The organism is Micromonospora siamensis (assembly GCF_900090305.1).
GTDB classification, from domain to species: Bacteria; Actinomycetota; Actinomycetes; order Mycobacteriales; family Micromonosporaceae; genus Micromonospora; species Micromonospora siamensis.
In genome coordinates, this window is record NZ_LT607751.1 from 630,087 (window position 1) to 654,630 (window position 24,544).

Annotated in this window: 25 protein-coding genes; 9 read left to right on the plus strand and 16 right to left on the minus strand. The window is 72.2% G+C overall.

The genetic code is table 11. The annotated features are described in order from the left end of the window. Positions 1–26 precede the first annotated feature (26 nt). The 8 genes from GA0074704_RS02890 to GA0074704_RS02925 all read right to left on the minus strand — a co-directional run bounded on the left by GA0074704_RS02890 (position 27) and on the right by GA0074704_RS02925 (position 6,743). Positions 27–1,178 (minus strand): tyrosine-type recombinase/integrase, encoded by a 1,152-nt coding sequence (locus GA0074704_RS02890; protein WP_088969052.1) that lies wholly within the window; start codon positions 1,176–1,178, stop codon positions 27–29. Further along, the gene (locus GA0074704_RS02895) at positions 1,175–1,357 is read right to left on the minus strand and encodes a helix-turn-helix domain-containing protein (RefSeq protein ID WP_088969053.1); all 183 of its coding nucleotides are present in this window, start codon (positions 1,355–1,357) and stop codon (positions 1,175–1,177) included. The genes GA0074704_RS02890 and GA0074704_RS02895 overlap by 4 nt, the downstream gene beginning before the upstream one ends. Beyond that, a complete protein-coding gene (locus tag GA0074704_RS02900) occupies positions 1,354–3,087 on the minus strand; it encodes a replication initiator (protein WP_088969054.1) in 1,734 nt (577 codons plus the stop codon). The genes GA0074704_RS02895 and GA0074704_RS02900 overlap by 4 nt, the downstream gene beginning before the upstream one ends. Next, a complete protein-coding gene (locus GA0074704_RS02905; protein WP_088969055.1) occupies positions 3,084–3,734 on the minus strand; it encodes a GGDEF domain-containing protein in 651 nt (216 codons plus the stop codon). Before GA0074704_RS02905 ends, GA0074704_RS02900 begins: the two co-directional genes overlap by 4 nt. Next, positions 3,731–4,333, minus strand: a complete 603-nt coding sequence (locus GA0074704_RS02910) for a DUF2637 domain-containing protein (protein ID WP_088969056.1) — start codon at positions 4,331–4,333, stop codon at positions 3,731–3,733. The genes GA0074704_RS02905 and GA0074704_RS02910 overlap by 4 nt, the downstream gene beginning before the upstream one ends. Next, positions 4,330–5,760 (minus strand): FtsK/SpoIIIE domain-containing protein, encoded by a 1,431-nt coding sequence (locus GA0074704_RS02915; RefSeq protein ID WP_088969057.1) that lies wholly within the window; start codon positions 5,758–5,760, stop codon positions 4,330–4,332. The genes GA0074704_RS02910 and GA0074704_RS02915 overlap by 4 nt, the downstream gene beginning before the upstream one ends. 3 nt (positions 5,761–5,763) lie before the next feature. Continuing rightward, entirely contained in the window at positions 5,764–6,225 is a 462-nt protein-coding gene (locus GA0074704_RS02920; RefSeq protein WP_157743584.1) for a hypothetical protein, read from the minus strand. Between the two features lie 89 nt (positions 6,226–6,314). Next, positions 6,315–6,743 (minus strand): hypothetical protein, encoded by a 429-nt coding sequence (locus tag GA0074704_RS02925; protein WP_088973410.1) that lies wholly within the window; start codon positions 6,741–6,743, stop codon positions 6,315–6,317. Positions 6,744–6,948: 205 nt separating this feature from the next. Here GA0074704_RS02925 and GA0074704_RS02930 point away from each other — a divergent pair, with 205 nt between their 5' ends. The 5 genes from GA0074704_RS02930 to GA0074704_RS02955 all read left to right on the plus strand — a co-directional run bounded on the left by GA0074704_RS02930 (position 6,949) and on the right by GA0074704_RS02955 (position 10,858). Further along, positions 6,949–7,722, plus strand: coding sequence for a GntR family transcriptional regulator (locus tag GA0074704_RS02930; protein ID WP_088969059.1), 774 nt, complete (start codon positions 6,949–6,951; stop codon positions 7,720–7,722). Continuing rightward, the gene (locus GA0074704_RS02935; protein ID WP_231926744.1) at positions 7,722–8,549 is read left to right on the plus strand and encodes a hypothetical protein; all 828 of its coding nucleotides are present in this window, start codon (positions 7,722–7,724) and stop codon (positions 8,547–8,549) included. The genes GA0074704_RS02930 and GA0074704_RS02935 overlap by 1 nt, the downstream gene beginning before the upstream one ends. Beyond that, positions 8,546–8,989, plus strand: coding sequence for an NUDIX hydrolase (locus GA0074704_RS02940; protein WP_197697691.1), 444 nt, complete (start codon positions 8,546–8,548; stop codon positions 8,987–8,989). Before GA0074704_RS02935 ends, GA0074704_RS02940 begins: the two co-directional genes overlap by 4 nt. Positions 8,990–9,150: 161 nt before the next feature. After that, entirely contained in the window at positions 9,151–9,717 is a 567-nt protein-coding gene (locus tag GA0074704_RS02945; protein ID WP_088969060.1) for a suppressor of fused domain protein, read from the plus strand. Positions 9,718–10,600: 883 nt separating this feature from the next. Continuing rightward, positions 10,601–10,858 carry a hypothetical protein gene (locus tag GA0074704_RS02955; protein ID WP_088969062.1) on the plus strand — a complete coding sequence of 86 codons (258 nt, stop codon included), beginning with the start codon at positions 10,601–10,603 and terminating at the stop codon, positions 10,856–10,858. A 360-nt stretch (positions 10,859–11,218) separates the two neighbouring features. Here the strand turns inward: GA0074704_RS02955 and GA0074704_RS02960 are convergent, their stop codons facing one another. The 4 genes from GA0074704_RS02960 to GA0074704_RS02975 form a co-directional block, all read right to left on the minus strand. Further along, positions 11,219–11,593 carry a type II toxin-antitoxin system VapC family toxin gene (locus tag GA0074704_RS02960; protein WP_088969063.1) on the minus strand — a complete coding sequence of 125 codons (375 nt, stop codon included), beginning with the start codon at positions 11,591–11,593 and terminating at the stop codon, positions 11,219–11,221. Further along, entirely contained in the window at positions 11,590–11,844 is a 255-nt protein-coding gene (locus tag GA0074704_RS02965; protein ID WP_088969064.1) for a type II toxin-antitoxin system Phd/YefM family antitoxin, read from the minus strand. The genes GA0074704_RS02960 and GA0074704_RS02965 overlap by 4 nt, the downstream gene beginning before the upstream one ends. Positions 11,845–12,176: 332 nt before the next feature. Next, the gene (locus GA0074704_RS02970) at positions 12,177–13,205 is read right to left on the minus strand and encodes a sodium:calcium antiporter (protein ID WP_088969065.1); all 1,029 of its coding nucleotides are present in this window, start codon (positions 13,203–13,205) and stop codon (positions 12,177–12,179) included. 337 nt (positions 13,206–13,542) lie between these two features. Further along, a complete protein-coding gene (locus GA0074704_RS02975; protein WP_172880367.1) occupies positions 13,543–15,117 on the minus strand; it encodes a serine/threonine-protein kinase in 1,575 nt (524 codons plus the stop codon). Positions 15,118–15,254: 137 nt separating this feature from the next. Between GA0074704_RS02975 and GA0074704_RS02980 the strand changes: the two genes are divergently transcribed. Then, positions 15,255–15,674 carry a CBS domain-containing protein gene (locus tag GA0074704_RS02980; RefSeq protein ID WP_088973412.1) on the plus strand — a complete coding sequence of 140 codons (420 nt, stop codon included), beginning with the start codon at positions 15,255–15,257 and terminating at the stop codon, positions 15,672–15,674. Positions 15,675–15,779: 105 nt separating this feature from the next. Here GA0074704_RS02980 and GA0074704_RS02985 read toward each other — a convergent pair whose 3' ends face one another. Further along, the gene (locus GA0074704_RS02985) at positions 15,780–20,255 is read right to left on the minus strand and encodes a cation-translocating P-type ATPase (protein WP_088969067.1); all 4,476 of its coding nucleotides are present in this window, start codon (positions 20,253–20,255) and stop codon (positions 15,780–15,782) included. A 254-nt stretch (positions 20,256–20,509) separates the two neighbouring features. On the opposite strand from GA0074704_RS02985, the gene GA0074704_RS02990 reads away from it, so the two are divergent. The 3 genes from GA0074704_RS02990 to GA0074704_RS03000 all read left to right on the plus strand — a co-directional run bounded on the left by GA0074704_RS02990 (position 20,510) and on the right by GA0074704_RS03000 (position 22,914). Further along, positions 20,510–20,767: a hypothetical protein gene (locus GA0074704_RS02990; RefSeq protein WP_088969068.1), complete on the plus strand. Its 258-nt coding sequence runs from the start codon at positions 20,510–20,512 to the stop codon at positions 20,765–20,767. Between the two features lie 150 nt (positions 20,768–20,917). Continuing rightward, positions 20,918–22,282, plus strand: coding sequence for an MFS transporter (locus tag GA0074704_RS02995; protein WP_231926745.1), 1,365 nt, complete (start codon positions 20,918–20,920; stop codon positions 22,280–22,282). Between the two features lie 83 nt (positions 22,283–22,365). Continuing rightward, complete coding sequence (locus tag GA0074704_RS03000) at positions 22,366–22,914, plus strand: YbaK/EbsC family protein (RefSeq protein ID WP_088969069.1); 549 nt, start codon at positions 22,366–22,368, stop codon at positions 22,912–22,914. Between the two features lie 56 nt (positions 22,915–22,970). Here GA0074704_RS03000 and GA0074704_RS03005 read toward each other — a convergent pair whose 3' ends face one another. From GA0074704_RS03005 to GA0074704_RS03015, 3 genes are all read right to left on the minus strand, one after another. Further along, on the minus strand, positions 22,971–23,600 hold the full coding sequence (locus GA0074704_RS03005; protein WP_088969070.1) for a DsbA family oxidoreductase: 630 nt from the start codon (positions 23,598–23,600) through the stop codon (positions 22,971–22,973). Between the two features lie 20 nt (positions 23,601–23,620). Then, on the minus strand, positions 23,621–24,046 hold the full coding sequence (locus GA0074704_RS03010; RefSeq protein WP_088969071.1) for a SufE family protein: 426 nt from the start codon (positions 24,044–24,046) through the stop codon (positions 23,621–23,623). Positions 24,047–24,114: 68 nt separating this feature from the next. Further along, complete coding sequence (locus GA0074704_RS03015; RefSeq protein WP_088969072.1) at positions 24,115–24,540, minus strand: CBS domain-containing protein; 426 nt, start codon at positions 24,538–24,540, stop codon at positions 24,115–24,117. Between the last annotated feature and the right edge of the window lie 4 nt (positions 24,541–24,544).

Genomic DNA, 24,544 nt, shown 5'->3' on the forward strand with positions numbered 1-24,544 from the left:
GTACAGCCATTCGTACAGCCAAGCGGTCACGCCGTCCCCTCCTCGCCCAGCACCCGATCGATGGCCGAGGCAGCCTGACGAGCCCGTGCCGGCAGGACGTGCCCGTAGGTGTCGGCGGTCATCCGGATTGTGGAGTGCCCGAGCAGCTCCATCACCGTCCGCAGCTCCTCGCCCTGGTCGAGCAGGAACGTGGCGAAGGCGTGCCGCAGGTCGTGCAGGTGCAGCCAGTCCAGGCCGGCCGCCGCGCGGAGCTGGTCGAAGCGCCGGTTGACGTTCCGCGGCTCCATCGCGGTGCCGATGGTGCTGGCAAAGACCAGGCCCAGATCCGACCACAGCTCCCCGGCCGCGAGCCGTTCCTTGGCCTGGCGCACCCGTTGCGACTCCAACGCCCGCACCGCCAGGGACGACAGCGGCAGCGGACGGCTCGACCGGTGCGTCTTCGGTGGCACGAACTCCAGTCCGCGATCTGTTCGCTGGAGCGTCTGCCGAACGAACAGCGCCTTCCCCGGCAGGTCGACATCCGACCATCGCAGGCCCAACAGCTCAGCCCGCCGCAGCCCGGTTGCCAGCGCCAGCACGAACAGCGATTCCAGCCGGTCCCCGGTCAGCGCCGACAGCAGCGTCTTGGCTTCCTCGGGCGTCAGGGCACGTCGCTCGGTTCGGCCGAGGGCCGGCGGCTTGGCGGCCTTGGCGACGTTGCGCGGCACCAGGTCCATCCGCTCAGCGTCGGCCAGGGCGACCCGCAGCACGGCGTGCACCTTGATGATGCTGGCCGGCGCGAGCTTGCCCCGCAGACCGGTGAGGAACCGCTGCACGTCCCGAGGAGTCAGCCGGTCGAGCTTCACCCGCCCGAGGCCGGGCACCAGGTGCTTGCTCACGGCCAGGCGGTAACGCGTCAGCGTTGACGGCCGGGTGCCATCGTGCGCCTTCACGTCCCGCAGCCACTCGTTCAACCAGGCTTCCAGCGTCCGAGGCTGCGCGGTGAGGTCGACGCCGAGTTGGAGTTGGCGCCGCAGCTCGTCCCGCTTCCGGACTGCCTCAGCCTCGCTCTTGGCGTAGACGTACTTTCGCTTCCGCTTCCCGTCGATCCAGCCGAGGTCGACCACAGCAGCCCACACGCCCGGCCGCTGCTCGTACACCGAGCCCTCACCGTGAGCCCGACGCCGCCGGCCGGTCATGCCGCGAACTCCTCATCAGCCGACAGGAACTCATCAATCGCCGCCAGCGGGATCAGGCGAGCGCGACCGGCCTTGATCGAACGGAGCCGGCCCGAGCGCATCAGGACGTAGACAGTGTCCCGGCAGACGCCGAGAAGCGTTGCAGCCTCAGCCGGTCGAACGCTCTTCCTCTCCGTCACGCGCTTGCTCCTTCCTCGCTATCGGACGGCTGAGCCGAAGTTGCCGAAACGTCGGGCGGATTGGCGGCGGCGCGTCTGGCGGCGTCAAGCTGGACGCGCCATTGGATGCGTTCGGAGATGGCACGCAGCACCCGGTGCCCGAGCGGCGGCACGTCCGGATCAGTGGGCTTGGCGAGTTCCCAAGCGTGCCGCACCGTGTCGGAGCCGGCCGGGGCGGTGTCGGCGTCGGTGGTGACGCCGAGCAGCGCCTTGACCCAGTCGCGGCGGTCGGCGCGGTGGTCGGTGAGGGTCTTGCCGGACCACTGCCGGGAGATCAGGACGCGCCGGCCGCCGATGCCGAGGGTGTCGCGCTTGTGGACCTTGTTCTTGCAGTTGCCCGGCCGCAGCCCGGGTCGCGCCTTCTTGGGCTGGACGCCGTAGAGCAGCCAGTTCGCGCACCGATCCGAACAGGGCGTGTGCCGCAGCTCGGACCACAGGCGTTCCAGGTGCGCCCGCTGCCGGCCGGTGGTCACCTGGTGGCAGTCGGCGGCCTGCTTGGTCAGGTACTTGGTGATGTAGCCGACGCACCGATCCGCGTCCTTGGAGCCGGCGAGGACGCCCTTGGCGTCGACCTGGACGCCGAAGCGGACGACGTGCACGGGTTGGGCGTCGGGGTCAGCGTCAACCAGGTCCAGGGCGTCATCCCACGACGGCAGCAGCCGGCCCGATTCGGGGTCGGTGTAGCCGGCGGCGTCGGCGTCCCATTGCGGCGCCCGCCCGGGTTCGTAGACCCGCTGCTCGACCGAGGGCCACCACACCTGGTGGTACGTGGCGGCGGCCACCTGCCGCACGAGGGCGCGCGGGATGGTGCCCCGGATGGCGAAGTGCGCGTGAGGAGCCAACCGGCGCTGAGGCTCTACAGCTCCGCCGTACTGAACGTTCCAGCCGACCGCGCGGCGCAGGTTCTGCCAGAACCGGTCGAGAAGCCGCGGGAAGTGGACCGCGTCCCAGGCTGCTCGCCGGTAGTCGTAGGCGTCGGGGTCGACGGGCGTGCCGTCGGAGTGGACGCGGCCGTAGGAGCCGAGGGTGAGGGTGAGGAACATCGAGGGCCGGAACACCTGCCCGCCGTTGCCCTCGAAGGTCCGGCCCACGGTCCGGTTCTCGACGGGGAGGCGGGGCAGGTCCGGGGCGTCCTGCCGCCGTTTGGTGGAGCGCACCCGCCGCTTGCCGTCGCCGTCCTCCTGGTCCTCGCCGCCGTGCGGCGGAGCCGGGCGACCCCGGAGTCCTTCGGTGGTGATCTGGCCTTCCAATTCCGCGATCGCGTCATCGAGGTCGGCCACCTGGTCCCACTGCGAGGCCCGCGCGGCTTCATCGCGGGCGAATTCCAGGTGAGCGCGGGCGACGATCAGACCGCGTTGCGCGTCGGTGGCCGGCTCGGGGCCGGGGTCAGGTTCGTCGTCGCGGTGCCAGCCTTCCCGGATCTGCTGCTGGCGCAGCCGGCGGGCACGCTTCGCGCAGGCCGGGCACTTGGCTTCCTGCGTGGCGCCGCAGGGCATGTCGATGACTTCGGCCTGCCCGGTGTCGAGGTCGGTGCGCCGGAGGGAGACCGGCCGGGTGCAGACGCCGTAGTCGGCGGCCAAGTCCTTGACCACGTCGACGGATCGGGGCATGAGTATCCGGGCGGCCCGGGAGCCCGGCCTCGGCTCCACCACGGGGGCGGGGGCGAGGCCGGGCAGCGGGGTGACGGTCATCGGCCCACCCCCACGGCAGGGGTCAAGTCACGGACCCGCAGGGCGGGGCGGGGGTCGGCGGTGGGGGTGGTGTGGTCGTCGCGCAGCGGGTCGAAGGCGACCACGCCGGCCCGGGTGGTCTTGGCCCGGTACATGGCCGCGTCGGCGTCGGCCAGGGCGGCGGCGAGCCCGGACGGGCTGGCGGGGGCGAGGCCGATGCTCGCGGTCACCGACACCGAGACGCCTGAGGGCAGCTGGACCGGGGCGGCGATCGCGGCGGCCAGTTGGCGGGCAGCCGTGGCCGGGTTCGCGTCGAGCAGGAGGGCGGCGAACTCGTCCCCGCCGAGGCGGGCCGCGATGCCGTGGACCGAGCGCAGGCGTTGCGCGACGGTAGTGAGGACCAGGTCCCCGGCGGCGTGGCCGTGGGTGTCGTTGACGGGCTTGAAGCCGTCCAGGTCGACCACCACGACCCAGGGCCGCAGCGGAGCGAGCTGGGTCCAGGCGTCAGCCAGGCCGGCGCGGTTGGCGAGCCCGGTCAACCCATCGCGGAGGGTGGCGCGTTGCAGGGCGGCCAGTTCGTAGCGGGCGGCGTAGAGGCTGTAGCGGTGCCAGGTGAAGAGTGCGAGGCAGGCGGCGAAGAGGACGCCGGAGAGCAGGTTGTCGGTCATCGGGTCACCTCTCCGATCAGCGGGACACCGTTGCGGCGGACGAACGCGGCCGGCGACACCGGAGCGACCGGGGCCGCAGGGGCGGGGTCGACGGGGACCAGGGCGACGGGCTCGGGCACGGCTGGCGCGACGACGGGTGCGGGAGCCGGCGGGGTGGGCTGCTCGACGGGGCGGGCCGGGGCGGGGTCGGCGGCCGGGGTGGTGCCGGTGGACAGGACGAGCTTGGACAGGCCCATGAACGCCAGCGCCGGGACGGCGGACAGCAGCCACCCGGACAGGCCCGGCTTGGCGACGGCGAGCTGCGCGGCCAGGGACAGGGCGACGGCGGCGATGAGCAGGAACATCGGGTAGGCCACGGATTCGCCGGCCCGCTTGCGGCGGCGGATGGTCAGCAGGGCGGCGAACGGAATGAGTTCGGAGATGACGGCGTTGGCCCAGCCGAACCACGCCCCGGTGCCGGCCGGGGAGTTGTCGAGGGTCCAGTCTTTGACGTGGGTGAACGAGGCTGCCCCGGCGAAGCCGGCGACGATGAGCAGGATGACGACGAGCACCAGACCGTCGACCCGGTCGGCGCGGCTGCTGGTGGGGTGGGGCTTCATGCGGCACCTTCCAGGATCTCGCCGTCGATGACCCGCAGTCGGCCGTAGGTGTGGGCCATGTCGCGGATCTCGTCATCGGTCAGGTAGGAGAACCGGACCCGCATCGGCGTCGGGGCACCATCGATGACCACGAACCCGACGCCGGGTAGGGACTGCGGGATGCGGTCGCAGAGCGCGCCCCGATCGCGCATCCCCTCCCCGAGGACCAGGTCCACCTGAGCCGCCTCGGCCAGTCGCAGCCCGATGCGGGTGGGGAACAGGTCGCGGAACGGCAGGACTTCCTTACGCGGGTCCTGGATCGCGGCCACGACGTGGACGCCGACCGCCCGGCCCTGCGAGAGCAGGATCGACAGGGCGGCCTTGATCCGGTCTTTGAGCTGCCGGTCGGTGAGGTAGGCGGTCAGGTTGGCCAGCTCATCGATGACCAGGACGATCAGCGGCTCATCCGGTGTCGGGGTGTGCTGGCGGGTGCGGCCGTAGAGCTTGGCTGCTCGCCGCTTGGCCTCGGTGGCGGCTTCCTCGATCAGCTCGCACATCGCCGCGTAGTCCTTGCAGGCGAACCGGGAGAACATCAGTGCACCCATCCCGAGTTCCATGCCGCCCTTCGGGTCCAACCCCCAGATCTGCACCAGACCCGAGGTGACACCGTTGGCGAGGGAGCGGACCACGGACCAGATCACGGAGCCCTTCCCGGCACCCGTGGCGCCCACGACGAGGACCTGTGTGCCGAATAGGCGCAGCTCGTAGCCGTCGCCGTCTTCCTGCCGACCGACGGGCAGGGCGGTGAACTCCGGGACGGCCGGCACCGGGACCGGGCGGACGAGCTTGGCGAGGGGGTCACCGCGGAACAGGTGCAGCAGCACCACATCGGGCCGAGGACCGGGGGCGGCTTTGACCTGCCGGACGCCGAAGGTGTGGGCGAGGCGTTCGGCGACCTTGGCGAAGTCGTCGGGGATCTGCCCGGTCACCATCCGCACCGTCACCACGTCGACGCCGGCCGAGCAGCGGACCCGGCGCAGGACCGGCAGGACGGTGTGGGAGTCGAAGGAGACGGCCAGCTTCGCCGTCACCATGGCGGCGTGCCAGTTGCGGCGGTAGACCATGCGGCGGTAGCGGGACAGGACCGGCCACCAGCCGAACCGCAGCCACGACGCCCGGTGCGCGAACGCCCACACCGTCGACACCAGCGCGACAGCGCCCAGGACCAGGGCGGGGCCGAGCCACCCGAAGCGGAGGTACAGCCAGCCAAAGAAAGCGGCCGGGGTGGTCAGGTACCAGAAGCGGATGAGCACGACGACCAGGCGGCCAAAAGCCTTGGCGGTCCACCACGACAGGGCCAGCCACATCGGGATCCGCACGAACGGCGTACGGACATTGATCGGAGCGGAGTCGATCCGGTCGCCCCGGATCACGTTGACCAGCGGCATGGCTCAGCCCTCCCCAACCGTGGCAGCGGCGGTGAACAGCGAGCCCTGCCCCGGGGTGCCGGCACGGCGGATCACGCGGCGACGCACCGGCATCCAAGCCGGGGCAAGCGCGGCCAGGTTGACGGGGCCGGACTCGGGGGCGGGGACGTGGCGGGTCATGGTCGGCAGCCACCGGCCACGGCCCAGGACCGCCCGCAGATCGACGCGGTCGGCCACGTGCGGGGCGATGAGGTCCGGGTCGAGGTGCCGCAGCTTCACCACCGTCCGGGCCAGAGCGGCGGCGGCGGCGGAGATCTCGACCAGGGCGGCGACGCGGACGGCGTCGGACGGGACGGTGGTGTAGACCTCGCGGGCGGCCCGGATGCCGGGGCCGGCGAGGCGCATCACGGTGCGGCGGTGGGTGGTGCGGCGGGGTGCGGGGCGCGGGTTCCCGACGATGCGGGCAGCGTCAGCTAGCGTGGGCATCAGCCCAACTCCTTCCAGGGAGAACGGGTCAGGGCGCGGGGCGGGAGTCGTCTTGGCGGAGGAAGCCCGCCCCGCGCATCGAGTTCTGGTCAGGCCGCCTGCTTCGTCGCGGCGGCGGTCGGCTCGGTCATGGCGCCCGCGCGGATCGACCACGCCTGACGCGCCCGGCACTTCCCCGAGCCCTTGCACCGCTGCGAGTCGACGTACGGGGTGAGGGTCACGTCGGTGAAGGTGACCGCCGGCGGGTAGCCCGAAATCTTCGATGCGGGCGGCACCGGCTGCTGCGGCGCGGCGATCTTCACCTTGACCTCCTTCGACCCGCCGAACTTCCCGGCCTCCGGGTCCAGGTCCAGCACCTTGACCACCCACAGCCGCTCGCCCGTGTCCTTGTCACGGGCCTGGTCGTCACCCTGACCGCGCTTGTCGAAGTCCGTCACCGGTTCCACCCCGAGGCACAGCGCGCCAGCGGGGAAGACGTAGTCGAACGGAACCGGAACTTTGATCGAGTTGGGGACCATGCCCACTGCCTCCTTGGCGTAAGGCCGCCGATGACTCCATCGAAGCGGCGAGACGTATTACGTCCTACGGCGACAATAGGAGGTCATCCATGTAGAGGCAAGACGTAATACGTCCGAGTCCTGAACGCTTCGATGAGAGCCGGAGCACACGGCAGAGGTACGCTCCCGGTAATACGTCCTACGAGCAGGGGAAACGGCGAAGCCGATGATCGAGACGCCGAGGTCGCAGTACGGGCAGATCGCAGAGCTGATCCGTGGCCGCATCCAGGACGGCACCTACCCGGCCGGCTCTCTCCTGCCCAGCGAGGACCGCCTTGCCGAGGAGCTGCGTGTCTCCCGGGTCACCGTCAACCGCGCCATCGGCCTGCTCCGCTCGTCCGGTGACGTGAAGGTCCGCCGGGGCACCGGCACCGTCGTCCGATCGCTTCCCCGCATCCACCGTGACGCCCAGGCCCGCTACGCCGCCCGGCAGGAGGGCAGCGGCGCCGGTGAGGTCGAGGTGCGCAAGCTCAGCCTCAAGTCCCGCACCGAGTACCGGGAGATCGGACGCACGACGACCCCACCGGCGGTCGCGCAGACCCTCGGCCTGCGTAAGGGTGAGGCGTCGTTGCTGCGTAGCCGAGTCCTCTACGCCAACGACGAGCCGACGCAGATCGCAGACTCGTACCTACCCTGGTCCATCACGAAGGACTGCAAGCCGCTGATGCAGGCCGACGCCGGTAAGGGCGGCTCCTACGGTCGCCTCGCGGAGCTGGGGCACGGACCGGTGCGCTTCACCGAAGACGTGTCGATCCGTATGCCCAGCGAGGAGGAGCAACGCACCCTTGACCTGGACGCCTCGCAGCCGGTCTTCGAGATCTGGCACGTCGCCTACACCGCCGAGGACCGCCCGATCGAGGTCTGCATCCACGTCATGCCCGGCCACGTGTGGACCCTGCGCTACGGCTGGGACGACCAGCAAGCGCCCAAGGACCGATGATGCGCGTCCGCCTCGCCACCGAAGCAGCCCCCGGCCGCCCGGCCAACGAGGACGCCGCCCTGCACGTCGGATCGCTGGTCGGCGTCTTCGACGGCGTCACCGCACCCCGCGACCGCGACAGCGGATGCGTCCACGGCCCCGCCTGGTACGTCCAGCGACTCACCAGCCGCCTCGCCCAAGTCGCAGGCGAGGAGGCAGCCGCGGGCTTGCCCGACCTGCTGGCCGAGGCGATCGAGCGAGTGCGCGTCGACCACGACGGCCGGTGCGATCTCGACAACCCGGCGACGCCGGCCGCCACCGTCTGCCTGCTCCGCCCTTCCGGCGACCAGCTCGACTACCTGATCCTGTCTGACTGCACCCTCGTCGTCGACCAGGGCGACACCGTCACCGTCCTGACCGACCAGCGATTCGGCATCGCGGTGGCTGAGCTCCGTCGTGAAGCCCTGGCACTACACGGCACCGAACTACCGGCCGGACGGCCCACGCCAGGCAAGTACGAACTCACCAACCAGCCCCACGGCTACTGGATCGCCGCCGCCAACCCCGAAGCCGCGCGCCAAGCAGTCACCGGCGCCCTCGACCTGCACGGCCCGCAACGGGTACGCCGGGCAGCTCTACTCACCGACGGCACCTCCTGCGCCGTGGACGAGTACCAGCTCATGGACTGGCAGCAGCTCCTGGACGTGCTCACCGAATACGGACCATGCGAGCTGATCCGACGCGTCCGCCACGCCGAGAACGCCGACCCGACCGGAGCAGACCACCCGCGCTACAAACGCCACGACGACGCCACCGCCGCACTCTGCATCTTCGAGGAGCACCCGTGACCCAGCCCCGCCACTCCGTCAGCGTCGCCGCCGTCATCCCCGACGACCAAGGCCGCGTGCTGGTCATCCAGCGCCGCGACAACGGCGCATGGCAGCTCCCCGGCGGCGTCCTGGAGCTGGACGAGCCGATCGAGGACGGCATGCGCCGGGAAGTCGAGGAGGAGACCGGGGTACGGGTCGAGCCGGTCCGGCTCACCGGCGTCTACAAGAACATGAAGCTTGGCGTCGTCGCCCTGGTCTTCCGCGCCCAGCTCGTCGACGGGACACCCCACCCGACCGAGGAGTCAGCCGCAGTCGACTGGTGGACCTCAGAACGCGTACGCGCCGAGATGAACGAAACCTTCGCCGTCCGCATCCTTGATGCCCTGGACGCCGACGCACCGCCAGCTATCCGTCACCACGACGGCGTACGCCTCCTCAACCCAACTGGCTCACGCTGAATCGCACCGTCGCTCGGCCGCCTCCGGATCTGTCTAGTCCCACCACATATTCGACGGATCCGTCCCAGGACATGCCTGACGTCTCGCCTAGACGTCCTCTGCCGTCGGCGGTGCGAGTGGGGACCGGTTCGGGACGAAGCGGCTTGGGGCATGATCGGCGCGTGGCCAGCCGCGTAGAGAACTACCTCGCCCATCTTGATCGGCTCAGCGGGGGTGTTGAGCCCCGGTTCCTACCTGTTGCCTCCACCAAGGAAGGCATGAAGGGGGTCACCGTCATCGCTTACCGCCACCTGCCCGACGACCTGGCGACTGCCCTTACCTACGGCGTCTCGCTGGCGGAACACGCGGACTGGAAGTTGGGAAGCCCCGAGCTGTGCATCAGTGTTCGGTCCGAGGATGACCGGTGGGCCTGGGCGGTCGGCCACCTCGGAGAAGGTCTCCGCGGATCATGTCCCTTCACCTACGGCAACACCATCGACTTCGGCGAGCGGATCTCGATGGAGTCGGACATGACGGCGTTCGTCGTCGGTCCTCCAATCGTCATCGAGGCCGACGACCGCCGCATCGACGTCGGCGGACCTGGACACGAGGGGCACGACATCGTCCATCTGGTCGGCATGTACCCGATCCACGAGGCGGAGAGGCAATACATCCGCGACCACGGCCTCCAATCCTTCTGGAACCTCGACTGGGACTTCTACGACGTGAGCCGGCGGCCCGCCATCTGATTCCCCGCTGTTGAGCTTTACGGCAGCCCAGCCGCCAAAGCCCGTCAAGCATGTGCCGTGACGGGACACGGCCGCCTCCGGATCACATTGCCGAATTCCGCTCTATCAGATCAAGGCGGCCCGCAAGCGGGCCGCGCCGGCCCGGCCCCGGCCTGCTGGCGACCTCCGGCCGGCATCGGCCGGGCCGGCCGGCCACGCTCTGGGCAGCATGATGAAGGCGAAACGCGGCTGTTCCTGCGCTACGTCCCAGGGAAAGTGCAGAAGAAGTCGCCGTCTCAAGACCTCGGGGCTCCGCCCCGAACCCCGGCCCTCCTCAGAGATGCAGTCCCGGATCACCTCGCCGGGCACCACAAGGGCTACCAGCCTCCGCAGACGGGGCCAAGGTCGTTCGTCCAGTGGGGCGCTCCACCTTGTCCCCGTCTGCGGAGGCCGGAAGGTCTACGACTGCCCGACGAGGAGATCCTCCCAGGTCCCCGCATGTTCCACCCACTGGCGTGATGCGACGCCTCGCCCTCATCAAACCGGACCACAGCTCTGGGGGCCGAGAAGCTTTTCTCGGTCCGAGCCTCTTTTCGGCCCCCGAACGTTAGAAGAGTCGGGGCGTTCCTCCGGCGGAGGGATGCCGTCTGGACCAGGCGCGGGTGCTTAGCACGTCCATACGACAGAGGAGGATTGGTGAACCGCCCCCTGTGGATATGCCCGATTCGCCCACAGGACACGCACGGCCTGTCTGGTTCAGCCACTACAGTCAGGCATCGGCAACGGCAGACCTGCCCAGCACGCAGAGGGCGGGCCCATTGGGGTCGCATCCCAAGGGCCCGCCACAGGTCCCGTCCGCCAATGTCCCGCAGCGGAACCGACTCATCAAGGAGAACGAGACGCCGTGACCACGGTAACGAGAACGCCGAGGCAGGACCAGACCAGGGCCCGCCTCCAAACTGAAGCCGCGCCCATCTGGGGACTCGTCCTGGTGACCGCGCTTGCGATCGTGGCGGTGTTCTGCATCGTCCTGGTCAGCGGCTCACATGTCGGAGAGGTCGCCCAGGCGGCCATTACTGCCATCGGCGGCGTGGCCCTCGCATCGATCGGTGCATTGGGGGTTGTCGTGCGCCGTCGATCCAGCAAGAGCAGCCGTTCCTAGCGCGTAGCGGCCTTAGGTCGCTGGCTTGGCTGTACAGCCATCCGTACAGCCAAGCCAGCCGACCGACCCGGTCACGAGCGGACTCGGGTCGACAGGGCGAGCAGGTCAACGGCAGTAGCCGACGCCGACCGACAGCAGTCTTGATCTTTGCAAGGCAGGGGTTAGGGGTTCGAGTCCCCTGGGCTCCACCGAACGATACCCAAACGGATGGTCCGACGCCGCGAAGCTGCAGGCCACGGCTCACCGGGTCTCCCTCAAACCCGGTGCGGAACAACCGGCGCGGCTCGGAGTGGGATGGACGGCCAGTGGGCGAGTTGGCCTGGCCCTCTCGTGGGTATCAGGCGTGGACCGACCGTTCGATCACACCTTGAGGACATCCACGTCGTACAGCGCTATCGACGCGTCGCGGGAGGCGAGGGTCAGCCCTTCGGTGATTGCCTGTGCCACCAGCATGCGGTCGAAGGGGTCGCGGTGGTGCGAGGGCAGGCGGCCGGCGGCGATGGCGTGGGCATGGGTCACCGGGAGTTCTCGGAAGCCCATGTCCCTTACCCGCTCTGCCAGGTCGGGGGGTCCGGTGAGTTTCCCGGTGCTCTGTTTGATGGTGATCTCCCACAGGGTGACCGAGGAGAGGAAGATGTCCGGCTCGTGGCGTAGTCGGTCGAGCAGTTCGGTGCCGAGGGTGGGGTCGCCGGTGATGGCCCAGAGCGCGACGTGAGTGTCCAGCAGTAGGTTCATGCGCCAGTGCCGAAGTCGTCGGCGATTTCGGCGTTGGTCTGTGCTGAGTCCCAGTCACCGGAGAGGTCCACTTGCCCGGCGAGGGAGCCCACTGCGGTGCGGTTGGCCCGCCGGACCAGCGGTACGACCTTCGCCACCGGGGTACCCGCTCGGTCGATGATGATCTCCTCGCCGTGTTCCACCCGTTCGATGATGCGCGACAGATGGGTCTTGGCATCATGCATGTTGTAGTGCACCGCCTCAGCCGACATGGCGCGACCTCCTCGCTTAGCTAAGGGATTAGTTTAGCCTGCTTGGCCGCATGCGTCAGTGGCCTCGGCTGCTCAGGGCTGGTTCGCGAGACGCCGTCCAAGTCCGTGTTCCGGGAGAGTCAGGGTCAACGGATCACCAGGGATGGCGGCGGTGTGGTTCGCATGGTGGTGCCTCCGGCCCACCAGCACCTTCCGGCCAGCTCTCTCGACTTCCTCTGCTCGCCGGGGGATCCTCAGGCCATGTGCCGTCAGCTGAGGCAGCTGCTGGTTCGGCCTCGGACCGGGCGGGCTGGCCGGGGAGTGCCCGTGGGTGTCTTCGTCGTCCGGCCCTCTCAGCCGGGCCGGATCAGCAGCAGGACCACGGTGGCCAGGTAGATGACCGGGATGGCGACCCCTTCGAAGCCGATTCCCCGACGCTCCCGGATCACCAGCCCGGCCGCCAGCGTGGCGGTCATCAGGGTGGTCATGCCGGTGAACAGCAGCCCCGACAGATTGGCCTCGGAATAGATCGATCCGGATCGGTAGGTTCCGTCGGCGAGGAAGAGCATCAAAGAGTCGAAGGCGTTGCCGCCGAGGATGTTGCCGATGCCGAGGGTCAGTGCCCCGATGCGCACCGCCGCGATGAGGGTGATCAATTCCGGTAGCGATGTGAGCGCCGTGGTGATCGTGAAACCGACGAAGCCGCTGGGCAGACCCGAAGCGGCCACCACGCCGAGCCCGCCCTGGCCGATCAGGAAACCGGTGGCGGCCACCACGGCAGCCAGCGCGGCCAGCCGGAGCCACAACTGGCGGGTGCTCGCACCGGACGAAGCGGTGTCCGGCACATCCTCACGGGTGTCGGCGGTTCGGCGGGCGAGCCACATCGGTTCCCGGCGCAGCCGGCGTAGCAGCACCAGACCGTACAGATAGATGACGGGGATCAGCAGGCTCGCCGGATGCACCCAGAGGACGGTGAGTTCAGGCGTCGCGTACGCCACCACGGGCAGGCAGAGCAACGCCACCAGGACGAGCGACTGCAGGATGTTCTCCAGAGACGCGGCCGCGTGTTCGATGTTGGACCTGCGGTAGAGCAGATCGGCGATGGCCAGCCACACCGTCTGCACCGCGATGCCGCCGATCGGGTTCGCGAGGGCGAACTCGGCGTCCTGCCGGACCGAGCCGATGATCGTGGTGGCGATGCCGGGCAGCGAGGTCACCGCGCCGAGCAGCAGGGCGCCGGCCACCGCCTCGCCCATGCCGGTCCGGTCCGCCAGCTCGTCCGCGGTCCGGGCCAGTGCCCCGCCGGCGAACAGGATCGCCACCAGCGCGGTGAGCAGCGCGATCACGCTGGGCACGAGCGGCCAGGTACCGGTGGCTGTCATGCGGTGTGGCCTCTGAGCGGCCCGTTCGTAAGGAACATGACTCCATCCGTACCGCACCGAGTTCTCAGCGGTAGGGCGATCCGATGACGGTGCGGGTGCAACTCGATGGCAGTCCCGTCACGCCCGTCATCTTCCGGGCGCGCGGGTCGCTGGTTTTCAGCTGCGGGCGGGCTGGACGGTGGGCACTACCGTGCCGGCCATGGGAGCGATCAAGCCGTGGCACCTGTCCGTCCTCATCCTCTGCCTGTTGCTCCCGCTGCTGGCGGCGGCAGGTGGAGTCTGGCTGGCCCGGCGCCGGTCCCGGAACCGTCGCTGACCGTCGCCGCGCGGCAGGGCATCAGTCCAGATCGGCGGCGACCCGGTCGATGTCCTTGGTGAGCTGCGTGAAGCCGGCGTCGGTGAGCCGTCCGCCCTTGTTGAGTTCGGTGAGCTTGTCGCGGAACTTCTTGATGTCGTCCTTCGCCCGCTGCGGGTCGTCCGAGGCGAGGTCCTTGGCGATGGCGTCCACCTTGGCGTACAGGTCCTTGGCGGCGTCCGGGCTGAGCTGACCGGTGTCCACCTGCTCCTTGATGGAGAGCCGGATCGCGACGATCGGGTCGCTCGGCGGGGGCGGCGAGGGCGAGGGGCTGGCGGTGCGCGGCGGCGTACTGGCCGGGGCGCTGGTGGGTGCCGCGCTCCGGGTGGCCGGCCGCGCCGAGGTGGTGCGGGTCGACGGTGCGGGCGTACTCGGTCGGGCCCTGGTGGTGGTCGGCGCGGCGGTGACGGTGACGACGGGGTTCGGCGGGGCCTGGGTGACGACCGCGGCGGTCGGCGCCACGACCGGCGGTGTCAGCGGATCGTCGTCGTCGCCGGTGAGTTGGCTCGCGACGACCACGGCGAGGAGCGCGACCACGGCGAGCACACCCAGCGCCGCGGCGAGGCCCTGACGTTGGCGGCGCCGGTCCGCCGGCGGGTCCGCCTGCTCGACCGCGGGCCGGGCGTCGGAGGCAGGGAACGGGCCGCCGCCGGCGACCGGCCACGGTCCGGCCGGATGCGCCCGGCCGGCGGCGGCCGCGACGGCCGGAACCAGCGGCACGGGTACGGACCCGGCCCCGGTCAGCTCGGCCCGGATCGCGGCCAACCGGTCCCGGACCTGCGCGGCGTCCGTCGGGCGGCCGGCTGGTTCCTTGGCGAGCAGGTCCGCGACCAGGGCGTCCAGTGCCGCCGGTACGTCGGGACGGCGGCTGCTCGGCGCGGCGGCCGGGTCGTGCAGGTGCTGGTGGAGCACGTGCAGCGGGTCACCGGTGAACGGGGGGATGCCGGTGAGCATGGCGTAGAGGGTGCAGCCGAGCCCGTAGAGATCGGTGCGGGCGTCGACGGCCCCGCCGACGGCCTGCTCGGGGGACATGTAGGAGCTGGTGCCGAGCCGGGTGGCCGCGTTGGTGAGGGTGTTCTCGCCGTCCTGGGGGAGCCGGGCGATGCCGAAGTCGCAGATCTTCACGATGCCGGTGGGGGTGACGATCAGGTTGCCGGGCTTGATGTCCCGGTGCACCACGCCCGCCTCGTGGGCGGCGACCAGCCCGTCGCAGGTCTGCTCGGCGATGGCGACCGCCTGGGCCACGGGCACCGGCCCGCGGCCGATCAGCGCCGAGACGGTCGGCCCATCGACCAGCTCCATGACCAGGTAGGGGTCGCCCTCGTCGGTGCCGAAGTCGTAGACGGCGACGATGTGCGGGTGGGCCAGCCGGGCGACCGCCCGGGCCTCCCGGTCGAACCGGTCCAGGGCGGTCGGTTCGTCGAGCCCGGCGCCGGTGAGTACCTTCACCGCGACCGGGCGGTCCAGGCGCAGGTCCCTGCCCCGCCACACGGCGGCCATGCCACCGCTGCCCAGCAGCTCCTCGGTCTGGTAGCGCCCGCCCAACAGTCTCGACACCGTCTCCATGTTTCCATCCGCGTCGCTCGCTACACCGCCCGCGCGCGGCCGGTGGACGGTATCGGACAGCATGTGCGGGCCCGACCGGGGTAGCAGAGAGGGGACGACGACCCCCCCGAAAGTGAGGTGTGACGCTGATGCCGACCGCGCGCGACATCATGACCAGCGACGTGACCTGCATCCGTGAGCAGGACGACCTCCGGGTGGCCGCCCGCCGGATGGCCGAGCTGGGTGTCGGGGCGTTGCCGATCTGCGGCGACGACAACCGGCTCAAGGGCATGCTGACCGACCGCGACATCGTCGTGAAGGTGCTGGCCGAGGGGCGGGACCCGGGCAACGTGACCGCGGGTGAGCTGGCCCAGGGTGAGGCGGTGACCATCGGTGCCGACGACGATGCCACCGAGATCCTGCGCACCATGGGCAAGCACCAGGTACGCCGGCTGCCGGTGATCGACGGGCACGAGCTCGTCGGCATCGTGGCGGTCGCCGACGTGGCGCGGTCGCTCCCGGAACGCCCGGTGGGTGACCTGATCGAGGCGATCTCCGAGCGCGGCTGACCCGCGCGGAGCGCGCCGGTCGCCGCCGTCCCCGTCAACCGGGGCGGCGCCGACCGTCGCGGTACCCCCGGGCCTCGGCCGCCAACCGGCGAGGGGTAGGCAGCCTCAGCCGGTCGACGCGTCCGCGTCGTCCGGCTCTTCGGAGGCGTCGTCGGGCGTGGAGCGACCGTCGGGCGAGGTGGCCGGGAAGCGTTCCACGAGGCGGGTCAGGGCGCCGTTGGCGAAGGTGGCGCCGAGCGCCGAGCCGGCCGCGATGCTCCAGCCGACCGGCCCCAGCGGGGTGCAGCCGAAGAACTGGCTCACCCCCGGCGTCTGCACCACCGCGACCAGCACGCCGATCGACGCGGCGGTGGACGCCAGCACCGTTGGACTGGTGCCGCCGGCCAGCACGGTCTGGCCGAGCTGGGTGCCGACCAGCGAGGCGAGCGCCACGGTGCCGGCCCGGCGCCGGGTGCCGGTGTAGCGGGCCAGCGTCCAGCCGGCGGTCGCGCCGAGCGTGGTGGCCGCCGCGCGCAGCCCGATCTCGCGGGTCATGGTGCCGCCCAGGGACCGGTCCGGACCCTCCCGCAGCAGGTTGTCGGCGTGGCCGTCGCCGGGTGGCCGGACCGCGATGGCCAGCGCCGGCGCCAGGTCGGTGAGCAGGTTGACCAGGAGCAGCTGCCGGCCGTTGAGCGCGGACCGGCCGGTGGCGGCGGCGCTGAGCACGCTGAACGCGATCTCGCCGAGGTTGCCGCCGACCAGGATGCTCAGCGCGTGGCGTACCGAGGACCACATCGCCCGGCCCTCGGCCAGGGTGGCGATGATGGTCTCCAGCCGGTCGTCGGTGACCACCAGGTCGGCCGCCGCCCGGGCCGCCGGGGTGCCCCGCTGGCCGAGGGCGATGCCCACGTCGGCCAGCCGGATGGCCGGGGCGTCGTTGGCGCCGTCGCCGGTCATCGCCACGGTCCGGCCGGCCTTCTGGAGAGCCTGGATGATCCGTACCTTGTGGGTGGGGGTGCACCGGGCGACCACGTCGACGTGGGCCAGCCGCTCGCCGAGGGCGTCGTCGTCGAGCTGGTCGAGTTCGGTGGCGGTGGCGACCCGCTGCGGTTCGTGGTCCGGGCTGATGATCGAGGCGATCGCCTCGGCGGTGGCGGGGTGGTCACCGGTGATCATGATGGTGTGCACGCCCGCCGCCCGGATCCGGCGGACCGCGGGGGCGGCACTCTCGCGTACCCCGTCGGCGAGCGCCAGGAAACCGACGAAGACCAGGTCACGGACGTCCGAGTCGGTGATGTCGGCGGTGCCGGCCCGGCACTCGGCGACGGCCAGCACCCGGTGGCCCGCCCCCGCGCTGTCGGCGAGCGTCGCGGCCAGCCGGTCGCGTCCCTCCTCGTCCAGCGGTTTGTCCCGGCCACCCGGGGACCGCCACGCGGTGCACCGGGGCAGCACGGTCTCCGGCGCCCCCTTGACGCTGAGCAGCAGGTGGTCGCCGGTGCGTCCGACGGTGGCGTGGTAGCCGCGGGACGGCTCGAACGGCAGTCCGCCCAGCGCTGTCCAACCGTCCGCCCCGGTGTCGGTGCCCACCCCGACGCCCCGCGCGCCGCGCAGCACCGCCCGGTCGGTGTGCTGGGGCAGTTCGTCCGGGTCGTCGGCGGCCGGGGTGGCGCGCAGCCCGGCGGCGAGGGCCCGGCGCAGCCCGTCGTCCAGCCGGTCGATCGGGGCGTACCGGCCGTCCTCGCCGACCCCGGCCAGCAGCAGCTGCCCCTCGGTGAGGGTGCCGGTCTTGTCGAAGCAGAGCACGTCGACCCGGCCCAGCGCCTCGATCGTCCGCGGGTTGCGGACCAGGGCGCCGTGCTCGGCCAGCCGCCGGGCCGCCGCCAGCTGCGCGGCACTGACCAGGAACGGCAGCCCCTCCGGCACCGACGCCACGGCCAGGTTCGCGGCGGTCGCGGCCGTCTCCGCCAGGGGTACGCCCCGAAGCAGTCCCGCCCCGGCCACCGCCACCGCGGAACCCACCGCCAGTGGTACCGCCGTACTGGTCAACCGCCCGAGGCGGGCCTCCACACCGCCGGCCGGCGGGGTCCGCCCGGCCAGGGCCATGCTCCGTCCGGCCTCGGTCTCGGCACCGGTGGCCACCACCACGGCGGTGCCCCGCCCGGCGGCGATGGTGGTGCCCTCGTACAGCATGGACCGGCGGTCGGCGACGGCCGCCGCCACCACCGCCTCCTCGGTCTTGCCCACCGGCAGCGACTCCCCGGTCAGCGACGACTCGTCGGCCTCCAGGCCGACCGCGGTGAGCACCCGGCAGTCGGCGGGCACCGCGTCCCCGGGGCCCAGCACCACCACGTCCCCGGCGACGAGTTCCTCCGCCGACACCACCTGCTCGGCGCCGTCGCGGCGGACCCGGGCGGTCACCGCCGTGCGGGACAGCAGCTCGGCCAGGGACCGTTCGGTGTTGCGCCGGTGCACCGCCCCGACCAGCGCCGACCCGCCGACCACGCCGCCGACCAGGCCGGCGTCCACCAGCGAGCCGAACGACGCGGAGAGCACCGCACCGGCCACCAGGACCGGGGTGAGCGGGTTGGCCAGCTCGTCGACGAACGCCCGGAGCAGTCCGCCCGGTCCGGGCCCGCCGTCCCCTCCGCCGCCGTGCCGCCGCTGCGCCTCGGCCGTGGTCAGCCCGTCGGGGTGGGAGTCGAGCTGACGCAGCACGGTGTCGGTCGGCATCAGGTGCCAGGCGGTGGTGACCGGAACCGGTTCCCGGGCGGGGTCGGGCAGCCGGCGGGCCCGCCACACGCCGTGCGCGAAGGCCAGGGCGGCGGCGCCGTTCACCGACGACAGGGTCCGGCCGGGCAGCAGCGCCGGATCGGCGGTGAGCGCGCCCAGCGCGCCGAGTCCCGTACCGGCCAGGTCGAGCCGGATGTTCTGCCCGGTCATCCGGCGGGCCACCCCGGCCGCCTCGATCAGCAGCGCCGGGACCCGCAGGTCGTCGCCGACCAGGAGGTGCGCGCCCCAGGGCGGTGGGTCCTCCGGGTCGGCCAGTCCGAGCCCGCAGTCCGCGGCGCCGAGCGCCGTCGAGTCGCCGGAGACCAGCATCACCACCGCGCCGTCGCGTTGCAGGGCGCGGACCGACTCGGTGAGTCGGGGCCCGCCGGGGCGGACGTCGTCGGCGAAGGCGTACCGGTCGGGTTCGTCGCCGGCCACCACCAACCGCAGCCCGGCCGACCGGGCCGCCGACGGCAGTGCGGCCACCCCGGGCGCCGGCTCCTCGTCCACCCGGAGCACCGCCACCAGCCGGCCGTCGTGGGCCAGGCCGAGCAGCCGGCCGTCGCAGTCGCGCAGCCGCCGGCTGTCCGGGGTGTCGCCGGGGTCGTCGGCGTCCACCCGGTCCAGCGGTCCGAGCCGCCAACCGTCGGCGTGCTGGAGCCGGTCCGGGGCGTCGGGGTCGAAGAGCGCGAACGCGCGGCCGGCCACCTCGCCGGTGTCCGCGCCGGCCAGGGGCGCCAGGTCGGCCAGCACCCCCCGGCCCGAGCCGAGGACGGCCGCGTCGAGCACCACCGTGTCGACCCGGTCCAGCTCGCGCAGCACCTCGCGGTCCATCGCGATCACTCCGCGCCGGGCGAGGATCCGGCCGAGCTGGGCGGCGTACCCCTCCCGACCACTGCCCGGCGCCTTGGGCAGGGCGGAGAGCGCCAGCGCGGCGGCCCGCTTGCGGCCCACCACGGGCAGCGCGGCGGCACCGGCCGCGGCGCCCGCGGCCAGCATCCGCCCGGCGTAGCGCTCGACCGGGCCGTCGGGTTTCGGGACCGGCCGGTCCAGCCGGGGTACGCGGGCCACCGCCCGGTCCGGGTCACCGGTCAACCGGGGCTCGGCCTTCTCCCAGGTGACGAACTGGGCGTGCGCCTCGCCCCACTGCACGATCCGCTGTGCCCCGTCGAGCACGATCCCGGCCCAGCCGCCGGTGAGCCCCTGCACCACCGCCTCGGCGAGCGGGAAGAGCACGTCGGCGCGGGGGTCGGCGCGCAGTCCCCGGCCGGCCAGGGCGTGCAGCTTCGGGTGCAGGTCGACGTAGCCGAGCAGGCCGGCCACCTCGCCGGGCACCGGGGTGAACGGCAGGAGCCGGGTGGCGGCGGAGATGGTCAGGCCCAGCGCGTCGGAGACCAGGGCGCCCAGCGTGCGCGGCGTACGCGGGCCTTCCTCCGGCGGGTGCGGCGGCGGGATCTCCGGGTCCGGTTCGTGGTCGCAGCGCTGTTCGGCGCGGGCCACGGTGGCGATCAGGTCACGCAGCCGTGGCTCGGGTTGCGCGACGGCCACCACCACCCGGCCGGAGGGGGCGTTGACCCGCGCCCAGGCCACCCCCGGCAGCCGTTCCAGGGCCGCCTCGACCTGCCGGGCCAGCTTGTCGCCGCCGTCCTGGCAGACGCCGTGCACCTCGATGTGGTGGCGGCCGTGGCCGGACCAGACCCGGCGGCGGGTGAGCCCGGCGGTGCGGGCCAGCTTGGCCGCGGCGGAACCGACCGTCCGGGTGGCCTCACCCAGCACGTCCGGCACGGGGATCGGGGGCGCCAGCCGGCCGGCGATCCGGCCCAGCGAGGTCATCGAGCGGTACGGCCGGGCTGCCGGCCCCGCTTCCCGGAGCCGCCACCGCGATCCCAGCCGTGCGTCATCTCGCCTCCCGGTCTCGTCCCGGCGCCCTGGCTTCCCGCCCGGCCGTCCGTTATGCCCGGCAAGTGGGGGTAGTTTCCGCCGGTGGTACGGGCATGGACGGGGCGGCCGGTGGAATCCGGGGTGGACGGGTCCGCCAGGACGGCTGGTGGACGGGTCCGCCAGGACGGCATCCGGGGGAGGACGGGATGAGCACACTGACGCGACAGCTCAGGGGCCGCGAGATGGTTCGCACGTACGGCCGGCGGGTGGAGATTCCGGTGCTCGGCGAGGTGGCGGTGCCACCGCCGGACAAGCTCACCTACTACGCCGGGCTGGGCGTACTCGCCGCCCTCCAGGTGATCGAGTGGCCGATGGCGTTGGTGATCAGCGTCGGGCACCTCCTGGCCGACCAGCACCTCTCCGGAGTGGTCAAGGGGATGGGCGAGGCGTTGGAGACGGCCTGAGGCCCGGGTCACGCCCGGTTGACCTGAATCCAGGTTGAGGTCGCAGGCTGGGGGCATGCCCGTCGTACCGCACCGACCCGTCCCGCTCTCGCGGCGGCGGGGGACGCTGCCCGCGTACCCGATGACCGTCCGTCGCCCGGCGGCCCGGCGGTGACCGCGACGGCCTCGCCGGTCGCACCCGGTGGACGGCTCTACGAGCCACGGCTGCGCGCGATGACGGTGGGCATCGTGGCGCTGGTGTCGCTGCTGGCGTTCGAGGCGCTGGCCGTCGGCACCGCGATGCCCACGGTGGCCCGCAGCCTCGACGGTATCGGCGGGTACGCGCTGGCGTTCGGTGGCCCGTTCGCCTCCGGGGTGGTCGGCATGGTCGCCTCCGGCGTCTGGTGCGACGCCCGGGGACCGCGGGCGGCGATGTGGTCCGGTCTGGTCTGTTTCGTGGCCGGGCTGCTGCTCGCCGGCTCCGCGACGGCGATGGGGACGCTGGTGGCCGGGCGGGTCGTGCAGGGTTTCGGCTCCGGGCTGCTGTCGGTGGCGCTCTACGTGGTGGTGGGACTCGCCTATCCCGAGTCGCTGCGGCGCAAGGTCTTCGCCGCCTTCGCCGCTGCGTGGGTGGTGCCGTCGCTGGTCGGGCCGGTGCTGGCCGGCCTGATCGTGGAGCACCTCGGCTGGCGTTGGGTGTTCCTCGCGGTGCCGCTGGTGGCCGTGCCGGCGGTGCTGCTGATCCAGCCGGGCCTGCGCGCCCTGGGAACGATGGCCCGGCGACGCCCGCCCGCCGGGTCGGTCGGCCGGCTCGGCTGGGCCTGCGGGGCGGGGGTGAGCGCCGCACTGCTGCATCACGGGGGGCAGCAGCACGGCGCCACCGCCGTCGCGCTGGTGGTGCTGGCGTTGGCCGGCCTGCTCGCCTGCGTACCGCACCTGCTGCCGGCGGGCTTCCTTCGCGCCGGGCGGGGCCTGCCCACCGTGGTCGGCCTGCGCGCGCTGGCGGCGGCGGCGTTCGCCGGTGCGGAGGTGGTGATCCCGCTGATGCTGTCCCGGGAACGCGGCCTCACGCCGACCGGCGCCGGGCTGGCGCTGACCGTCGGCGCGCTCTCCTGGTCGGTGGGTTCCTGGATGCAGGGTCGGCTGCCCGCGCCGGGCTCGACGGCCACCCTGCCCCGGGCCGGCCTGGCCTGCGTCGCGGTGGGCACCGCCGGAATGGCGTCGGTGCTGGTTCCGGCGGTGCCGGTGCCGCTCGGGGTGTCCGCCTGGGCGGTCGCCGGCCTCGGCATGGGGCTGCTGTTCCCCTCGCTGTCGGTGCTCACCCTGGGCCTCTCCGCCCCCGGCGAGGAGGGACGGAACAGCTCCTCCCTGCAACTGGGCGACTCGCTCGCCTCCGCCACCGTGCTGGCCCTGGTCGGCGCCCTGCTCGGGGCCGGTACCGCGCCCGGGCCGGCGGGGTACGCGGCGACCCTGGCGGTGGCCGCCGGATGTGCGCTGATCGGTGTCCTGCTCGCCGGCCGGGTGGTACCGGCCTGAGCCTCGTCCGTGCGGCTGGGTCAGGCATCGCGCGGATTGTCGCCGAGCGGTTCGGGCCGGTGGGTGCGAGGATCGCTCCCGTGATGGGGACGCTGAAGACCGAACCGGCCCGGACCCGACTGGACCTGCTCGCGCCGCCGGTCGCCGCCGCGATCGAGCAGTGGCCTGCCGAGGCGCCGGTGGACGTGGACGAGGTGCTGGTCGCGCCGATCGACGCGGAACTCGCCGACACCGCCGCGTTCTGCGCCGCGTACGAGGTGGGGTTGGCGGAGTCGGCGAACTGCGTGGTGGTGGCCGGCAAGCGCGGTGGCGAGATCCGCTACGCGGCCTGCATGGTGCTCGCCACCACCCGGGTCGACGTCAACGGCGTGGTGCGGAAACTGCTGGACGCCCGCAAGGCCAGCTTCGCCCCGATGGCCGAGGCGGTCGAGCTGACCGGGATGGAGTACGGCGGGATCACCCCGATCGGGCTGCCGGAGTCCTGGCCGATCCTGGTGGACGCGCGGGTGATCGCCACGCCGCACGTCGTCATCGGGTCCGGCGTGCGGCACAGCAAGATCGCCCTGCCGGGGCCGGCGCTCGGCGCGCTGCCGGGCGCCCAGGTGGTGGAGGAGCTGGCCAGGCCGGCCTGATAGTCATGTGCCTCGATACCGTTGCACGTGAAACATCAAGATCATCGATAGGTTGGTCAGGCGGACTCGCGCCGGCGCACCTCGTCGAGGGCGGCCAGCAGCGTCTCCGGCTCCTGAGCGCCGGTGACGGCGTACTTCCCGGCCACCACGAAGGTCGGCACGCTGCTCACCCCGAGCTGGTGCGCGGCGGCCAGGTCGGCGGCCACCTCACGGCGACCCAGGTTGGACTCCAGGTGCTCGCGCGCCTCGGTCTCGTCCAACCCCACCCCGGCGGCCAGCTTCACCAGCGCGTCCCGCGAGCCCACGTCCACGCCGTCGGAGAAATGCGCCCGGTAGAGGGCCTCGACCAACTCGGCGCCACGACCCCGCTCGGTGGCGAAGCGGACCAGCCGGTGCGCCTCGAAGGTGTTGGCGGCCGCCGCCCGGTCGAAGCGCATGTCCAGCCCCACCGAGGCGCCCACCTGGGTGACCTGGGCGGCCATCTGCTCGGCGCGGTCCGGGCCGCCGAACTTGTCACCGAGCGCCTCGAGCAGCGGCTTCGGCTCGGTCACCGGCGTCGGGTCGAGCTGGAACGGCCGGTACCGGACCGTCACCTCGCCGTCGTACGACTCCAGGGCCTGTTCCAGCCGGCGCTTGCCGATCCAGCACCAGGGGCAGACGACGTCGGCGTAGATCTCGATCTCCATGGAACGGGTCAACCGGCAGCTCAGCCGATCTGTTCCCGGACCTGGCGCTTGAGTCGGGCCAGGATGGCCGTGCCGCCGCGTACCCGCAGCGGGCTGATCGCCTGGGCCAACCCCATCCGCTGGTAGAGGTCGTCCGGCACGGCCAGCACCTGCTCGGCGTTCGCGCCGGCCAGACCCTCGGCGAGGATGCCGGCGAACGCCCGGGTGGTGGGCGCCTCGGGCGGGCAGTCGAACCAGGTGAGCACGGTGCCGTCCGGCTGCACCTGGGCGTGCAGGAAGAACGCCGTCTGGCACTCCGGGACCTGCTCCATGCCCTCACGGGACATCTCGGCGGGCAGCGGCGGGATGACGTCGGCGTACTCCAGCAGCAGTTCCAGCACCAGTTCGCGGGGAGCGCTGGCGAACTCGTCGACGATCTCGGCCAGCTTGGTCGGCATCTGCGGCATCCCGCCAGGCTACTGCGGTCCGGGGTGTGCCGAAGGGGCCCCTGCCATACCGCAGGGGCCCGGACCGTTCACACGTTGTTGGGGGCGGCTTCGCTGATGTCGGCGAGGGTCGAGCTGGGGTCGAGCTGCATGGCCAGGTCGCCCAGGGAGACGATGCCGACCAGCTTCCGGTCGGTGTCGCAGACCAGCACCCGCCGGATGTTGCGCTCCCGCATCAGGGCCGCGGCCTCGTTGGCGGTGGAGTGCTGCTCGATCATCACCACCTCGCGGGTGATCACCGAACCGATGGTGGTGGTCGCCGGGTCGGCCCGGTCGGCCACCGCGCGGACCACGATGTCCCGGTCGGTGAGCAGCCCGGCCAGGGTCGCGCCCTCGGTCACCACCACGTCGCCGATGTCGGACTCCCGCATCACCCGGGCCGCCTCGTCGAGGGTGGTGTCCGCCGACAGGTAGATGACCTGTCTGGTCATCACGTCACTGACCCGGTACGTCATGAGA

What these genes read in the sequence shown, in the direction of transcription:
- GA0074704_RS02965 (WP_088969064.1), bottom strand. Translation starts at nt 11,844, where the DNA reads ATGTCGGCTGAGGCGGTGCACTACAACATGCATGATGCCAAGACCCAT.
- GA0074704_RS02985 (WP_088969067.1), bottom strand. Translation starts at nt 20,255, where the DNA reads ATGACCTCGCTGGGCCGGATCGCCGGCCGGCTGGCGCCCCCGATCCCC.
- GA0074704_RS03010 (WP_088969071.1), bottom strand. Translation starts at nt 24,046, where the DNA reads ATGCCGCAGATGCCGACCAAGCTGGCCGAGATCGTCGACGAGTTCGCC.
- GA0074704_RS02930 (WP_088969059.1), top strand. Translation starts at nt 6,949, where the DNA reads ATGATCGAGACGCCGAGGTCGCAGTACGGGCAGATCGCAGAGCTGATC.
- GA0074704_RS02900 (WP_088969054.1), bottom strand. Translation starts at nt 3,087, where the DNA reads ATGACCGTCACCCCGCTGCCCGGCCTCGCCCCCGCCCCCGTGGTGGAG.
- GA0074704_RS03000 (WP_088969069.1), top strand. Translation starts at nt 22,366, where the DNA reads ATGGGGACGCTGAAGACCGAACCGGCCCGGACCCGACTGGACCTGCTC.
- GA0074704_RS02925 (WP_088973410.1), bottom strand. Translation starts at nt 6,743, where the DNA reads ATGGTCCCCAACTCGATCAAAGTTCCGGTTCCGTTCGACTACGTCTTC.
- GA0074704_RS03015 (WP_088969072.1), bottom strand. Translation starts at nt 24,540, where the DNA reads ATGACGTACCGGGTCAGTGACGTGATGACCAGACAGGTCATCTACCTG.
- GA0074704_RS02915 (WP_088969057.1), bottom strand. Translation starts at nt 5,760, where the DNA reads ATGCCGCTGGTCAACGTGATCCGGGGCGACCGGATCGACTCCGCTCCG.
- GA0074704_RS02980 (WP_088973412.1), top strand. Translation starts at nt 15,255, where the DNA reads ATGCCGACCGCGCGCGACATCATGACCAGCGACGTGACCTGCATCCGT.
- GA0074704_RS02935 (WP_231926744.1), top strand. Translation starts at nt 7,722, where the DNA reads ATGCGCGTCCGCCTCGCCACCGAAGCAGCCCCCGGCCGCCCGGCCAAC.
- GA0074704_RS02920 (WP_157743584.1), bottom strand. Translation starts at nt 6,225, where the DNA reads ATGCCCACGCTAGCTGACGCTGCCCGCATCGTCGGGAACCCGCGCCCC.
- GA0074704_RS03005 (WP_088969070.1), bottom strand. Translation starts at nt 23,600, where the DNA reads ATGGAGATCGAGATCTACGCCGACGTCGTCTGCCCCTGGTGCTGGATC.
- GA0074704_RS02960 (WP_088969063.1), bottom strand. Translation starts at nt 11,593, where the DNA reads ATGAACCTACTGCTGGACACTCACGTCGCGCTCTGGGCCATCACCGGC.
- GA0074704_RS02990 (WP_088969068.1), top strand. Translation starts at nt 20,510, where the DNA reads ATGAGCACACTGACGCGACAGCTCAGGGGCCGCGAGATGGTTCGCACG.
- GA0074704_RS02905 (WP_088969055.1), bottom strand. Translation starts at nt 3,734, where the DNA reads ATGACCGACAACCTGCTCTCCGGCGTCCTCTTCGCCGCCTGCCTCGCA.
- GA0074704_RS02890 (WP_088969052.1), bottom strand. Translation starts at nt 1,178, where the DNA reads ATGACCGGCCGGCGGCGTCGGGCTCACGGTGAGGGCTCGGTGTACGAG.
- GA0074704_RS02970 (WP_088969065.1), bottom strand. Translation starts at nt 13,205, where the DNA reads ATGACAGCCACCGGTACCTGGCCGCTCGTGCCCAGCGTGATCGCGCTG.
- GA0074704_RS02910 (WP_088969056.1), bottom strand. Translation starts at nt 4,333, where the DNA reads ATGAAGCCCCACCCCACCAGCAGCCGCGCCGACCGGGTCGACGGTCTG.